This window comes from Streptomyces sp. WMMB 714, from assembly GCF_900090125.1.
Classification (GTDB): Bacteria; Actinomycetota; Actinomycetes; order Streptomycetales; family Streptomycetaceae; genus Streptomyces; species Streptomyces daqingensis.
In genome coordinates, this window is the sequence record NZ_FMHJ01000009.1 from 95,470 (window position 1) to 109,061 (window position 13,592).

The 13,592-nt window shown below is 72.6% G+C and carries 14 protein-coding genes; 11 read left to right on the plus strand and 3 right to left on the minus strand.

Going from position 1 to position 13,592, the window contains the following annotated elements; all coding sequences use genetic code 11:
* Positions 1-25: 25 nt before the first annotated feature.
* Entirely contained in the window at positions 26-802 is a 777-nt protein-coding gene (locus H181DRAFT_RS17880; protein WP_045865526.1) for a FadR/GntR family transcriptional regulator, read from the minus strand.
* 85 nt (positions 803-887) lie between these two features.
* Here H181DRAFT_RS17880 and H181DRAFT_RS17885 point away from each other — a divergent pair, with 85 nt between their 5' ends.
* From H181DRAFT_RS17885 to H181DRAFT_RS17900, 4 genes are all read left to right on the plus strand, one after another.
* On the plus strand, positions 888-2,255 hold the full coding sequence (locus H181DRAFT_RS17885; protein ID WP_045865527.1) for a glutamine synthetase family protein: 1,368 nt from the start codon (positions 888-890) through the stop codon (positions 2,253-2,255).
* A 10-nt stretch (positions 2,256-2,265) separates the two neighbouring features.
* Positions 2,266-3,651: an aldehyde dehydrogenase family protein gene (locus tag H181DRAFT_RS17890; protein ID WP_045865528.1), complete on the plus strand. Its 1,386-nt coding sequence runs from the start codon at positions 2,266-2,268 to the stop codon at positions 3,649-3,651.
* A complete protein-coding gene (locus H181DRAFT_RS17895; protein WP_045865529.1) occupies positions 3,648-4,454 on the plus strand; it encodes a 3-oxoacyl-ACP reductase in 807 nt (268 codons plus the stop codon). The genes H181DRAFT_RS17890 and H181DRAFT_RS17895 overlap by 4 nt, the downstream gene beginning before the upstream one ends.
* A 124-nt stretch (positions 4,455-4,578) precedes the next feature.
* On the plus strand, positions 4,579-5,424 hold the full coding sequence (locus H181DRAFT_RS17900; RefSeq protein WP_052708629.1) for a DUF2510 domain-containing protein: 846 nt from the start codon (positions 4,579-4,581) through the stop codon (positions 5,422-5,424).
* A gap of 82 nt (positions 5,425-5,506) precedes the next feature.
* Here the strand turns inward: H181DRAFT_RS17900 and H181DRAFT_RS17905 are convergent, their stop codons facing one another.
* The gene (locus H181DRAFT_RS17905) at positions 5,507-6,721 is read right to left on the minus strand and encodes an amino acid deaminase/aldolase (RefSeq protein WP_045865530.1); all 1,215 of its coding nucleotides are present in this window, start codon (positions 6,719-6,721) and stop codon (positions 5,507-5,509) included.
* Between the two features lie 431 nt (positions 6,722-7,152).
* Between H181DRAFT_RS17905 and H181DRAFT_RS17910 the strand changes: the two genes are divergently transcribed.
* The 4 genes from H181DRAFT_RS17910 to H181DRAFT_RS17925 all read left to right on the plus strand — a co-directional run bounded on the left by H181DRAFT_RS17910 (position 7,153) and on the right by H181DRAFT_RS17925 (position 11,296).
* On the plus strand, positions 7,153-8,289 hold the full coding sequence (locus tag H181DRAFT_RS17910) for a hypothetical protein (protein ID WP_254666896.1): 1,137 nt from the start codon (positions 7,153-7,155) through the stop codon (positions 8,287-8,289).
* Positions 8,290-8,471: 182 nt separating this feature from the next.
* Entirely contained in the window at positions 8,472-9,626 is a 1,155-nt protein-coding gene (gene mycP, locus H181DRAFT_RS17915) for a type VII secretion-associated serine protease mycosin (RefSeq protein ID WP_045865649.1), read from the plus strand.
* A gap of 77 nt (positions 9,627-9,703) precedes the next feature.
* On the plus strand, positions 9,704-10,450 hold the full coding sequence (locus tag H181DRAFT_RS17920) for an SseB family protein (protein WP_045865531.1): 747 nt from the start codon (positions 9,704-9,706) through the stop codon (positions 10,448-10,450).
* A gap of 108 nt (positions 10,451-10,558) precedes the next feature.
* The gene (locus H181DRAFT_RS17925) at positions 10,559-11,296 is read left to right on the plus strand and encodes an MIP family channel protein (protein ID WP_045865532.1); all 738 of its coding nucleotides are present in this window, start codon (positions 10,559-10,561) and stop codon (positions 11,294-11,296) included.
* Positions 11,297-11,331: 35 nt separating this feature from the next.
* Here the strand turns inward: H181DRAFT_RS17925 and H181DRAFT_RS17930 are convergent, their stop codons facing one another.
* Positions 11,332-11,730: a DUF1844 domain-containing protein gene (locus tag H181DRAFT_RS17930; protein WP_045865533.1), complete on the minus strand. Its 399-nt coding sequence runs from the start codon at positions 11,728-11,730 to the stop codon at positions 11,332-11,334.
* 272 nt (positions 11,731-12,002) lie between these two features.
* On the opposite strand from H181DRAFT_RS17930, the gene infC reads away from it, so the two are divergent.
* The 3 genes from infC (at position 12,003) to rplT (ending at position 13,441) form a co-directional block, all read left to right on the plus strand.
* The gene (infC, locus tag H181DRAFT_RS17935) at positions 12,003-12,674 is read left to right on the plus strand and encodes a translation initiation factor IF-3 (RefSeq protein WP_074467927.1); all 672 of its coding nucleotides are present in this window, start codon (positions 12,003-12,005) and stop codon (positions 12,672-12,674) included.
* Between the two features lie 107 nt (positions 12,675-12,781).
* Complete coding sequence (rpmI, locus tag H181DRAFT_RS17940; RefSeq protein ID WP_045865535.1) at positions 12,782-12,976, plus strand: 50S ribosomal protein L35; 195 nt, start codon at positions 12,782-12,784, stop codon at positions 12,974-12,976.
* 81 nt (positions 12,977-13,057) lie between these two features.
* Positions 13,058-13,441 carry a 50S ribosomal protein L20 gene (rplT, locus tag H181DRAFT_RS17945; protein WP_045865536.1) on the plus strand — a complete coding sequence of 128 codons (384 nt, stop codon included), beginning with the start codon at positions 13,058-13,060 and terminating at the stop codon, positions 13,439-13,441.
* The last annotated feature ends 151 nt before the right edge of the window (positions 13,442-13,592 follow it).

The following is a 13,592-nucleotide window of genomic DNA, read 5'->3' on the forward strand; positions in this document are numbered from 1 at the left end:
GTACTCGCCGCCGGCGCAGGGCCGTTCACCCCAGGAAGCCCCGCAGCAGGGCCGCCGTACCGGCGCAGTGCTCGCGCGCGACCGCGCGTGCGCGCTCCGGATCCCGGGCGAGGACGGCGTCGACGAGGGCCGCGTGCTGCTGCTGCGCGTGCTCCAGGTTCCGTACGAGCAGCGGTATCCGTCCCAGCAGGTCGTTGACCTTGGCGCGCACAGAAGCGTACTGGGCCGTCAGCGACGGGCATTCCGCCAGTTCGACCAGGGTGAGGTGGAAGAGGGTGTCGCTTCGCCGGTAGTCGGCGAGCGCGGCGTCACGGGTGTCGTCGAGAGCGGCGCGCAGCCGGGCCGCCCCCGGCTCCGACAGGCCCTGCGAGGCGCACAGTTCTGCGGCGCCCGCCTCCAGGACCTCGCGGAAGCGCAGCGCGTCGGCCACGTCCACGCCGGAGGCGCCGGCCAGGGCGCGCGGTTCGTCCGCCGAGTCGGCGCCCTCGACGGGCGGCTCGGGGTGGTGCACGAACGTGCCGCCGTAGCGCCCGCGGCGGCTGACGACCAGGCCCTCCTCGGCGAGGACGCGCAGCACCTCGCGGAGGGTGACGCGGCTGATACCGAGGCGTTCCGCGAGCTCACGCTCGGCCGGGAGGCGCTCGCCGTCCGGCACGAGGCCCAGGCGGACGATCTGCAGTATCTGCTCCAGCGCCTCCTCGAAACCGTTGCCTGCCCGCACCGGCCGCAGCACGGCGGCCAGCCGGTCCGGTTCGGGACGGCCCGCCGCGGCCCCCGCCCCGCGGCCGCCCCCGGACGTCACCGGCTCTCCCTCATCGGAACCCCTTCCGAACCAATGGTCTTCCGGACTACCTTATGACTTCCCGTGGAACGACAGGAGGCCGGACGTGGCAGAACGCACACCCCCACTCTCCGTCGACGAGCTGCGAGTGCTCGTCGAGAGGGAGGAGATCGACACCGTCGCGCTCGCCTTCACCGACATGCAAGGGCGGCTCCAGGGAAAACGGTTCGCGGCGCGCCATTTCCTCGACGAGGTCATGGACCACGGCACGGAGGGCTGCAACTACCTTCTCGCTGTCGACGTGGATCTGAACACCGTCGACGGCTACGCGATGTCCTCCTGGGAGCGCGGCTACGGCGACTTCGCCATGCACGCCGACATGAGCACCCTGCGGCGCGTCCCGTGGAACCCGGGCACCGCGATGGTCACCGCCGACCTCGCGTGGCACGACGGCTCTCCCGTCGTGGCCTCGCCCCGGCAGATCCTCCGGCGCCAGCTCGACCGGCTCGCCGAGCGCGGCTGGAGCGCGTACATCGGCACGGAGCTGGAGTTCATGGTCTTCCAGGACTCCTTCGAACAGGCCTGGAGCAGCGCGTACCGCGGCCTGACGCCGGCCAACCAGTACAACGTGGACTACTCGATACTGGGGACCGCCCGGGTCGAGCCGCTGCTGCGCCGCATCCGCAACGAGATGGGCGCCGCCGGGATGCAGGTCGAGTCGGCCAAGGGCGAGTGCAACCTCGGCCAGCACGAGATCGCGTTCCGCTACGACGAGGCGCTCACCACCTGCGACCAGCACGTCGTGTACAAGACCGGCGCGAAGGAGATCGCGGCGCAGTCCGGTCAGGCGCTCACGTTCATGGCCAAGTTCGACGAGCGTGAAGGCAATTCCTGCCACATCCACCTCTCGCTGCGTGACGAGGACGGGTCGCCCGTCTTCGCCGACGAGGCGGGCGAGTACGGCATGTCCGACACGATGCGGCACTTCCTCGCCGGACAGCTCGCGGCGCTGCGGGAGTTCACCCTCCTCTACGCCCCGAACATCAACTCCTACAAGAGGTTCCAGCCGGGTTCCTTCGCCCCGACGGCCGTCGCCTGGGGCCCCGACAACCGCACCTGCGCCCTGCGCATCGTCGGCCACGGACACGGCCACAGGCTGGAGAACCGGGTACCGGGCGGCGACGTCAACCCGTATCTCGCGGTGGCGGGCATGATCGCCGCCGGGCTGCACGGCGTCGACAGGAAGCTGGAGCTGCAGGACGCCTGCACCGGCAACGCCTACACCGGCGACGCGGATCACGTGCCCGCCACGCTGCGGGAGGCCTCGGAGCTGTGGGAGCGGAGCACGATCGCGCAGGAGGCGTTCGGGTCCGACGTGGTGGCGCACTACCTGAACATGGCGCACGTGGAGCAGCAGGCATACGACACGGCGGTCACGGACTGGGAGCGGTTCCGCTCCTTCGAACGGATGTAAGGACGCGACTTTGCACGACGAGCACCAGCAGTACGAACTCCCGGTCGTCAACCCGGCGACCGAGGAACTGATCACCACCGTTTCCGCCGCGACACCCGCCGACGTCGACGCGGCCGTGCGCCGGGCCGCGTCCGCCCAGACGGCCTGGGCGGCCCTCGCCCCGGGCGAACGCGCGAGGCTGCTGCGCCGGTTCGCGGTCGTCGTCGACGAACACCTGGAGGAACTGGCCCAGTTGGAGGTCCAGGAGGCCGGGCACCCGGTGGGCAACGCCCGCTGGGAGGCCGGCAACGCCCGGGACCTGCTCGACTACGCCGCCGGGGGAGTGGAGCGCCTCAACGGCAGGCAGATCCCCGTCGACGGGGGCATCAGCGTCACCTTCGCCGAACCGCTCGGCGTCGTGACCGTCATCGCCCCGTGGAACTTCCCGATGCCGGTCGCCGCATGGGGCACCGCTCCGGCGCTCGCCGCCGGGAACGCCGTGATCCTCAAACCGGCCGAGACCACGCCGCTGACCGCGCTGCGCCTCGCCGAGCTCGGCCTCGAGGCGGGCCTGCCCGAGGGCCTCTTCCAGGTCCTGCCGGGCGAGGGGCCTGTGGCGGGCACCGCGCTGGTGGAGCACCCCGGGGTCGCCAAGGTCGTCTTCACAGGGTCGACGGCGGTCGGCAAGGACATCATGGCCAGGTGCGCGGCGGGCGTGAAGCGGGTGACGCTCGAACTGGGCGGCAAGAGCCCCAACATCGTCTTCTCCGACGCCGACCTCGCGCTGGCCGCCACCGCCGCACCGGGCTCGTTCCTCGACAACACCGGACAGGACTGCTGCGCCCGCAGCCGCATCCTCGTCCAGCGCGACGTGTACGACCGCTTCCTCGAACTGCTGGAACCGGCCGTCAAGTCGTTCGTCGCGGGCGACCCCGCCGACCCCGCCACGCAGATGGGGCCGCTCATCTCCGAGCGCCAGCGTGAACGCGTCCGCGGCTACGTCCCCGAGGACGCCTCCGCGCTCATCCGCGGGGAGGTGCCGGACGGCAAGGGCTACTGGTACCCGGCCACGGTCCTGGAGGGTGCGCCGGGCGACCGGCGCAGCGCGGAGGAGATCTTCGGCCCCGTCGCGGTGGCGATCCCCTTCGAGGACGAGGCCGAGGCCGTGCGCATCGCCAACGCGTCCGACTACGGCCTCTCCGGCTCCATCTGGACCCGCGACGTCGGCCGCGCGCTGCGCGTCTCGCGTGCCGTGGCCGCCGGGAACCTGTCGGTCAACTCGCACAGCGCCGTGCGCTACACGACCCCCTTCGGGGGCTTCAAGCAGTCGGGTCTCGGCCGTGAACTCGGTCCGGACGCACTGACCGCCTTCACCGAGACCAAGAACGTCTTCATCAGTACGGAGGAGCAGCCGTGACCGATTCGCTCACAGGCTCCGCAGGAGCAACGTCCGAGTGCCGCCGACTCGTCGGCCGCACCGCCGTCGTCACGGGCGCCGGCAGCGGGATCGGCCTCGCGGCCGTGCGGCGCCTCGCGTCGGAGGGGGCGCGCGTGGTGTGCGCCGACGTCGACGCCGAGCGCGGAAAGGCGGCGGCGGAGGAGGCCGGGGGCCTGTACGTCGAGACGGACGTCACCGACCCCGACCAGGTCGAGGCCCTCTTCAAGGCGGCGTACGACACGTACGGCAGCGTCGACGTCGCCTTCAACAACGCGGGCATCTCGCCGCCCGACGACGACTCGATCCTCACCACCGGGCTGGACGCCTGGCAGCGCGTGCAGCAGGTCAACCTCACGTCCGTCTACCTGTGCTGCAAGGCCGCGCTGCCGTACATGCGCGAGCAGGGGCGCGGGTCCATCATCAACACCGCCTCGTTCGTCGCGGTGATGGGCGCGGCGACCTCGCAGATCAGCTACACCGCCTCCAAGGGCGGAGTGCTGGCGATGTCGCGGGAGCTGGGCGTGCAGTTCGCGCGCGAGGGGATCCGCGTCAACGCGATCTGCCCGGGGCCCGTCAACACCCCGCTGCTGAAGGAGCTGTTCGCGAAGGATCCCGAGCGTGCGCAGCGCAGGCTCGTCCACGTGCCGCCGGGGCGCTTCGCGGAGCCGGAGGAGATCGCCGCGGCCGTGGCGTTCCTGGCCAGCGACGACTCGTCCTTCGTCAACGCCACCGACTTCATGGTGGACGGCGGGATCTCCGGGGCGTACGTGACGCCGGTCTGATCCCGCACCGGCGCAAGGGTCCCGGGGTGGTTCCCCGTGCCGGTGATTTCCCGTCGGCGGCCACCCGGCCGGGCGGAGTCCATGTGACTCGCACACGTGTTGCCCTACAGTGCGAGAGGTGAGCATGACGACACCGCCCGGCTGGTACCCCGACCCGGGAAGCGCGTACAAGCCCAAGTCCCGCGCGCAGGAACGCTGGTGGGACGGGAGTGCGTGGAGCGGCCAGACGCGTACCCGCGGGGCGGTGCGCGGCCCGCTCGTGGCCGGGATCGTCGGCGGGCTCGTGCTCGTATCGGCGCTGCTCGTGGCCTCCGTGCTCGTCTTCGGCGCCGGCGTGGGGCGGAGCACGGGCGACGAGGCGGGCAGCGGGCCGCCCCAGCCGGAAGCCCCGCCCCGCGGCGACGGGCCGGGCGGCAGCGGCGAACTCCCCGAGGAGGACGGCGGGGAGGGGGAGGTCCCGGCGACCGGCGTCGACCTGCCCGTGCTGGACGGCTGGCAGCACGACCCCCTCGCGCCCATGGTCACCACGGGCGAGTACACGTGTCCCGGAGACGGGGGCGAGAACTGCCTGCGCGGCTCCGCGGTCATCGTCGTGGCCGGAACGGACACCGGCAGCGCGGAGGACGCGGCGAAGAGCGACATCGGCCGCTTCGCGAAGACCGCCTACAGCAAGGGCACGTACGGCGGCATCACCTCCCACAAGGCGGTGGCGTCGGAGAAGACCACCGTGGCCGGGGAGGAGGGCTACCGGGTGCGCTGGAAGATCGTCAACCGGACCAAGCCGGACGCGTACGTGGAGTCGCTGGCGTTCCCCCACCCCTCCGGCTCCGGGGAGATGCTCCTGCTGCGCAGCGGTTTCGACATCCACCGCTCCGCGCCCCCGCTGAAGGACATGGACAAGCTGGCCGAAGGCGTCAGGGAACAGCCGGACGCAGAGACCGGCGGAGGGCCCCCGGGCGAATCCGTCTGACCGCCACCGGCGGAACGCCGGCTCGGACGCTCCGGGCCGCGCCCCGTGACGTACCGGGCGGCGCGCGCCCCCGGCCACAGCGCTAGAGGAACGTGCGGCCCTCGCCCCGGTACGTCGGCAGCACACCCGTGACGCGGTCGCCCTCCACCATGTGCAGCTCGGCGAAGCGCTCGCACAGCTCGCCGGCCTTGGCGTGCCGGAACCACACGCGGTCCCCGACCAGCAGGTCGTCGGCGGGCGGTCCGAGCAGCGGCGTCTGCACCTCGCCTGCCCCCTCCTGGGCGTCGTAGCGCAGCCCCTGCGGCAGATACGGCTGGGGCAGCCGGTCCCTGCCGGGTGCGCCGGAAGCCGGGTAGCCGCCGCCGAGCACGGTCACCACGCCCACCCCGGGCCGCCGGACGACGGGCAGCGCGAACAGCGCGGCCGGACGGCCCGTGAAGGAGCGGTAGTTGTCGAAGAGGCGCGGAACGAACAGCCCGGAGCCGGCGGCGACCTCCGTCACCGCCTCCTCGGCGGCCGTGTGCTGCACGCTTCCCGTCCCGCCGCCGTTGACGAACTCCAGGCCGGGCTCGACACGGCGCACCGCCTCCACCGCCGCCGCCCGCCGTACCGCCAGCTCCCGTCTCGCCGCAGCCTGCATGAGGCGTACGCCGCGCGAGCGCAGCCGGCTGTCCGGGGCCGCGTCGCCGACGCCCGCGATGTGCCCCTCGTAGGCCATCAGGCCGACCAGCCGGAAACCCTTCCGGCTGGTCACCGACCGGGCCAGCTCGGCCAGTTGGAGCGGCGTGCGGACGGGGGAGCGGCGCGCCCCGATCCGTACCCGGCCGCCCAGCAGCCGCAGCGAGGTGTCGAGTTCGAGACAGATCCGGATCTCCTGCGTCCCGCCGTCCCGCGCGGAGTCGATGAACGCCAGCTGTTCCGGATCGTCGGCCATGACGGTCACGGCCTCCGCGAGCTTGGGGTCGGAGGCGAGTTCCGCGAACCCGGCCCTGTCGGCCGACGGGTAGGCGAGTACGACGTCGCCGATGCCCGAGCGGGCGAGCCACAGCGACTCCGCGAGCGTGAAGCTGAGCACCCCGGCGAAGCCGTCGCGGGCGAGCACCCGCTCCAGCAGTCCGCGGCAGCGCACCGACTTGCTGGCCACCCGGATCGGCTTTCCGCCTCCGCGGCGCACCAGGTCGTCGGCGTTCGCGTCGAACGCGTCGAGGTCCACGGCGGCGAACGGGGCGTCGAGAAGCGAGGTGGCCCGGTCGTACCGGGCCCGGTCCGCTGCGAGGTCGGCTGAGGTGTCGAACACCCGTGCAGCTTGCCAGAGCGAGGCGGCCCGCGACAGTGGACGAGGGGAGGCCGAGCCTCGCCGACCGGGTTGCCGGAACCACCAGTTCGCCCCGTAGAGTGACGGCCGCACGCTGCGTGAGGCCGACCCTGCGGCGTGTTGTCCGTTACGAACCGGCATGCCCCGAAAGGCATTCGTGTGGGGTGGGACTGCGCGCGGGAGGGGTGCAGATGAGCACTGACGCCGACCGCACGGAGCCCCCGGATTCACCCAGGCCCCACCCGGAGCCGCCGCGCGAGCACTCCAGGGTTCCGGCGCCGCCGGCCTTCCCGCCCCGCCCAGCGGTCCCGCCGCGTCCCAGCGCCCCGCCGATGCCTTCCTCGCCGCCGCAGCCCAACTGGCCCGGAAGCACGGCCGGTTCGGCCGCCGGGCGCGGCCAAGCAGGTAGGGGCGTGCGCGGCCCCGCGGAGCACACCCAGAAAGACGAGCCCACCGCACAGATGCCGCACGATTCGGAATCGGACGACGTCCGTACCGCCGCATCGAAGTCCCTTCCCGCACAGGACGCGAGGCTGCGCCTGCCCGCCCCGTCCGCGCCTCCGCAGCCTCCGCCGCCCACCGGCGCACCGCTCACCTCGGAGACGCTCCGCCGCAGGAGCTACGCCGGAGGCGCCGGACCGGGCGCGCTCCCGGCAGGCAACCCGATGCCGCCCGAGGCGGGCCGGGCAGAGTTCGGCTCCGCGCGCCTGCCGGAGGCCGACGTAGAAGGCGGGGCTTCCGGATACGGGCCGCCCACCGCCCGGCTGCTTCCCGTACGTGACGCCTCGGCGCACCGCCCCGCGCCCCGCACGGTCGCGGCGGCCGTCTGCCTCGTGCTCGGCGTGGGCCTGCTGGGCGGTGCCGGGGCGGGGATGACGCTCACCGACGACTCCTCCGAACCGGCCTCTCCTGAGCAGGTGTTCGAGCGGGCGGGGACGATGTGGCACGAGACCCCCGTGGACGAGCTGTTCCCGCGCGTACTCGAAGGGCTGGGCGCCGGCCCCGGCAGCGCCGACCGCAAGTGGGTACGCGTCGCCGTCGCACCCGACTCCGACTGCCGCAACGCGTTCGACCCCTTGCTGGCCAAGGCCCTCTCGCCGGTGGGCTGCGAGCGTCTGCTGCGCGCCACCTACGCCGACGAGACGACCAGCAGCGTCACCACGGTCGGACTGGTCTTCACCCGCAGCGGCCAGAGCGGCATGCGGAGTCTGCGCAAGCGCTTCGCGGTCGAGAACCTCACCGAGCGCACGGACCTGATGCCGCGCCCGTACCCGGCGCGCGGCACCGTCGCCGCCGACTTCGGCGACGCGCAGCGCGCCAGCTGGACGGTGCGGGTGCTCGCCGACGCGCCGGTAGTCGTCTACGCCGTCACCGGGTTCGCCGACGGACGCGTCGTCAGCGACCCGCAGGCGGCCGCGGAGGCGACCGAGAAGGGCGAGACGTCCGCCGCCGCGCAGGCGGGGCTCGGGCACGACGCACAGGGCATCGCGGACCGTATCGAGCGCCGGCTGCGCAACACGGCCGCAGGACGAGGGGGAGGCGACCGGTGACGCACAGCCGTCGCGAACAGCAGCGTGTACCCGCGGGGAGGGGCGGCCCGGCCGGAGCCGCACCGGCGGGCTCGTGCGGGAGCCGCCCGGGCCAGGCTCAGGCCCGGCTGCACGCCGAGTCCCGCTCGCGCCGTCCCGCCCGGCGGCACCGCGTGCGCCGCGCCGCCGTCCTTCCGCTCGCGATGCTGCTGGCGCTGCTGCCGGCGGCCGGGAGCGCGTACGCCGCCGGTGAGGACCTGCCGCGGGAGAAGTGGGGACTGAAGGCCATCCAGGCGCCGGACGCCTGGAAGACGACGAAGGGCAAGGGCATCACCGTCGCTGTCCTCGACACCGGTGTGGCGGCCGACCACCCCGATCTGAGGGGCAACGTGCTGCCCGGCCGGGATTTCGTCCGCGTCGGAGCCAAGAAGGGCGACCGCGAATGGGCCCGGCACGGGACCGCCATGGCCAGCCTCATCGCGGGGCACGGACACGGTGGCCGCGGCTCCGAGGGAGTCACGGGCGTCGCGCCCGAGGCGAAGATCCTTCCCGTGCGGGTGCTCCTCGAGGACGCCGACCCGCAGCGCAAGAAGGCCCGCGAGGAGAGCGCGGGAGCACTGGCCGAGGGCATCCGCTGGGCGGCCGACAAGGGCGCCGACGTCATCAACCTCTCCCTCGGCGACGACAGCGACTCCGCGCACCCGGAGGCCCGCGAGGACGCCGCCGTGCGGTACGCCCTGAAGAAGGGGTCCGTCGTCGTCGCCTCCGCCGGCAATGGCGGGGAGGAGGGCGACCACGTCTCCTATCCGGCCGCCTACCCCGGCGTGATCGCCGTGACCGCGGTCGACCGGCGCGGCGCGCGGGCCGCGTTCTCCACACGCCGCTGGTACGCGACCGTGGCGGCACCGGGCAAGGACGTGCTGATAGCGGATCCGGACCGCCGCTACTACGAGGGCTGGGGGACGAGCGCCGCGTCGGCCTTCGCCTCCGGCGCGATCGCGCTCGTACGGGCGGCACACCCCGACCTGAGCCCGGCCCAGATCAAGGAACTCGTCTCCGACACGGCCCGGAACACCCCCGAGGGCGGCCGCAGCGACGCCCTCGGCACGGGCGTCATCGACCCGGCGGCGGCGATCGAGATGGGTTCCAACATCAAGCCGCGCAAGCAGCAGCCCAGCCCGCAGCCGTACCGGAACGAGTTCTTCGGCGCGGGCCCGGACGACGGCCTCAGCGCGGGCTGGCTGGCCGCCATCACCGGATTCGTCGGCCTGCTGCTGATCGCGAGCGCGGTGGCGGTGCACCGCGGCGTGAACGTGGAGACGCTGCGCGGAATGCGCGGCCGCATGCCCTGGCAGTGACGCCCCGGGCGCAGACCGGGGCGCAGGCCGGGGCCGCCCGCAGCAGGTCCCGGGGCCACGGTCTAGGCTCGTGGCCCGTGGCGCTGAAGAACATCCCGGACCCCGGCTTCGCCGACGACACCGGCGCGGCGGACCCCGCGCTCGCCGAGGCCCTCGCGTCCTGGCACGCGGACCGCACGGACCCGGACGCGGAACCGGCCGTCCTGCGGGCGCTCCGGAAGGCGCGCCTGCTCGTACCCGTCGTCGCCGTCCTCGGCGAGAGCACGACGGACGCCTCCGGGCTGCGCCGCGACAAGTCCAGCGACATGGCGGTGCCGACGCTCACCGCCGCGGGCGGACGCCGCGCCCTGCCGGCGTTCACCAGCACCGACGCGCTGAACCGCTGGCGCGAGGACGCCCGGCCGGTGGCCGTCCGGCTGCCCCAGGTGCTGCAGGCCCTCGCGCAGGAGGAGGCCGACACCCTCGTCCTCGACCTCGCTGGGCCGGTCACCTACCAGCTCACCGGGCCCGCCCTGCGGGCCCTCGCCGAGGGCCGCAGCGAGCTCCGTCCCGGCCGCGACCCGGACGTCGTGGCGGCGCTGCGGGCGATCCTGGCCGCGGAACCGGACGTCGCCGGCGCGCATCTGCTGCCCGGCGGCGCGGACTGCGACGCCACGCTGGCCCTCGCGCTGACCCCCGGCGCGGAGGCGGCCGCCACGGCACGGCGCCTTTCCGGCGCCCTCACCGCCGACGGGACGCTCCGTGCCCGGCTGGTGCACGGCCTGGCACTGGCGCTCCTCCCCTCGGGCAGCGCGCTGCCCGAGGGCGCCTTCTTCGTGCGCTGACGGGCCTGAGGGCCCCTCCACCGGCATTCAACCGCTCGACGTGCGAGCCCGGCGGTGCCGCCACAGACTCGAAGCATGATGGAGCAATTCAGACATGTCAGGAGTGCCATGTCGGCCGACACCGAGCTGCAGACCACTGCGGCGGAGTTCCTGGGGACCCTGGTCCTCGTGTTCTTCGCGGTCGGCGCCTCGGTGCTGTCGGGCGAGTACATCGGCACCCTCGGTATCGCCCTCGCCTTCGGCCTCACGCTGCTGGCGCTCGCCTACGCGATCGGACCCGTCTCGGGTGCACACGTCAATCCAGCCGTCACCCTGGGCATGCTCCTCGCCAAGCGCCTCGACATGCAGACGGCCGTGCGCTACTGGGTCGCGCAGATCGCCGGTGCCATCGCCGGAGCGGCGCTGCTCTTCCTGGTGGCGAAGCAGGTCCCCGGCCTGCGCACGAGTGAGGCCTTCGGCACCAACGGCTTCGGCGACCGCTCGGCGGTGCGCATCAACCTCGGCGGAGCCTTCATCACGGAGCTGCTGCTGACCGCGCTGCTCGTGTACGTGTTCCTGTGCATGACGCACAAGGTGACCGTCGCGGGCTTCGCGGGCCTCCCGATCGGCATCACGCTGGCCGTCGTCAGCCTCATCGGCATCCCGCTCACGGGCGCCTCGGTCAACCCGGCCCGCAGCCTCGGCCCGGCCATCTTCGCAGGCGGTGCCGCCCTGACGCAGTTGTGGCTGTTCCTGGTGGCACCACTGCTGGGCGGCGTGCTGGCGGTGGTCGTGCACCACGTCACGCACCCCGCCGCGGGCGCCGAGATGAACAGGAACCTGCAGCCCTCGGGAAGCCCCCGCTGAACGGAGGCCGCAGAGGCGTCAGGCCGGTGCCGGACTCAGCCGATCACGGGGCCCGTGAACTTCTCACCGGGCCCCTGCCCCGGCTCGTCCGGCACGGCCGAAGCCTCCCGGAAGGCCAACTGCAGCGACTTCAGGCCGTCACGCAGGGGAGCGGCGTGGTACGTGCCGATCTCGGTGGCGCTCGCGCTGACCAGGCCGGCGAGGGCGTGGATCAGCTTCCGCGCCTCGTCCAGGTCGCGGTGCTCCTCGCCCCCTTCCGAGAGCCCGAGATTCACCGCCGCAGAACTCATCAGGTGCACGGCGACGGTGGTGATCACCTCCACCGCCGGCACGTCCGCGATGTCGCGCGTCATGCTGTCGAAGTCGGGGGTGCCGGACGTACCGGGGGAACCGCCGGCGGACCCGGCCGGGCCGGTGGATGCGGAGTCGCTCATGCGTGCCAGCCTAGAGCTTCCGGCCTCCGGGGACCCCGGTGGGGAGCACCCCCGGCCCCTGGTATGCTGGGATATCGACCGGCTGGAGAACATCTCTTCAGCCCGCAAGTGGAGGCTCCGAACTCCCACCTGACGGTCCCCGGGACCGCGGGTCAACGGTCAGGCTGCGCCCCCGCGGAATGTCGCGTCGGTGCTCCCGGTCTTTGAGGAGCCCCGCCTGTGTCCGTGAGGGGCTTTTTGTGCGTCCCGGCGCGGTGGTCATCGAAACCTGACTGCGCGCGGCCGTCCGCCAGACCGCCGCGTGGTGTACCCGAGGAGGCCCCATCAGCGCCGAGCCCCGCATCAACGACCGGATTCGCGTCCCCGAGGTGCGACTCGTCGGTCCCAGTGGCGAGCAGGTCGGCATCGTGCCGCTTGCCAAGGCCCTGGAGCTTGCGCAGGAGTACGACCTCGACCTGGTCGAGGTGGCAGCGACGGCACGTCCGCCCGTGTGCAAGCTCATGGACTACGGAAAGTTCAAGTACGAGTCGGCCATGAAGGCCCGTGAGGCGCGCAAGAACCAGGCGCACACGGTCATCAAGGAGATGAAGCTCCGGCCGAAGATCGACCCGCACGACTACGACACCAAGAAGGGTCACGTCGTCCGGTTCCTCAAGCAGGGTGACAAGGTCAAGATCACGATCATGTTCCGCGGACGTGAGCAGTCCCGCCCCGAGCTGGGCTTCAGGCTGCTGCAGCGCCTCGCGGACGACGTAGCCGACCTGGGTTTCGTGGAATCCAACCCGAAGCAGGACGGCCGTAACATGATCATGGTGCTCGGTCCGCACAAGAAGAAGACCGAGGCGATGGCCGAGGCCCGTGAGGCTCAGGCGGCCCGCAAGGCCGGCCGCCAGCAGGACAGCAGCCCTGTGGAGGAGCCCGCCGAGGAGCCCGCCGAGGCGTGAGCCCTCCTGGGGCCCCGCCTCGGAAACCCGAAACAGCGACACATGACGCTTCCGTATGCCGGTGCGCCGGCGGACCGGGACGTCTCCGACGAGGAGTGAACGGCGACATGCCGAAGAACAAGACGCACAGTGGTGCCCGTAAGCGCTTCAAGATCACCGGCTCCGGCAAGGTGATGCGCCAGCGTGCCGGTCGCCGCCACCTTCTCGAGCACAAGCCGTCCACGCTGACGCGCCGCCTTGCCGGCAAGACCGAGATGGCCCCGGCCGACGCCAAGAAGGTCAAGAAGCTTCTCGGCAAGTAAGGCCAGCCCGACCGGGACCCAATCGATTCGGGCTGGGTGGTCCACCCACCAGACCGGCCCCGTGTACCAAGGAGTTATCAAGTGGCACGCGTCAAGCGGGCAGTGAACGCACACAAGAAGCGCCGGGCGATCCTGGAGCAGGCCAGCGGCTACCGCGGCCAGCGCTCGCGGCTGTACAGGAAGGCGAAGGAGCAGGTCACCCACTCCTACGTCTACAACTACAACGACCGCAAGCGGCGCAAGGGCGACTTCCGGCAGCTGTGGATCCAGCGGATCAACGCCGCCGCCCGCGCCAACGGCATCACCTACAACCGCTTCATCCAGGGTCTGAAGGCCGCCAACATCGAGGTGGACCGCAAGATCCTCGCCGACCTGGCGGTCAACGACGCGGGCGCCTTCACGGCTCTCGTCGAGGTGGCGCAGAAGGCCCTTCCGAGCGACGTCAACGCTCCGAAGGCCGCCTGAAGCACGCGCCGCGCACGCGTATGACGCACAGCAGCGGACCGGCAGGCACGTGCCTGCCGGTCCGCTGCTGTGCGTGGCCGCCCGCCGGCCGGCCGTGCGTCCCCCGCCGCGGGTGCGCTGAGCCCGCCGAGCCGCAACGAACCGTGAAGTG

Bases quoted from the DNA above. Each gene is read 5' to 3' on its own strand.
- H181DRAFT_RS17925 (WP_045865532.1), top strand. From the start codon at position 10,559: ATGTCGGCCGACACCGAGCTGCAGACCACTGCGGCGGAGTTCCTGGGG.
- H181DRAFT_RS17900 (WP_052708629.1), top strand. From the start codon at position 4,579: ATGACGACACCGCCCGGCTGGTACCCCGACCCGGGAAGCGCGTACAAG.
- mycP (WP_045865649.1), top strand. From the start codon at position 8,472: ATGCTGCTGGCGCTGCTGCCGGCGGCCGGGAGCGCGTACGCCGCCGGT.
- rpmI (WP_045865535.1), top strand. From the start codon at position 12,782: ATGCCGAAGAACAAGACGCACAGTGGTGCCCGTAAGCGCTTCAAGATC.
- H181DRAFT_RS17930 (WP_045865533.1), bottom strand. From the start codon at position 11,730: ATGAGCGACTCCGCATCCACCGGCCCGGCCGGGTCCGCCGGCGGTTCC.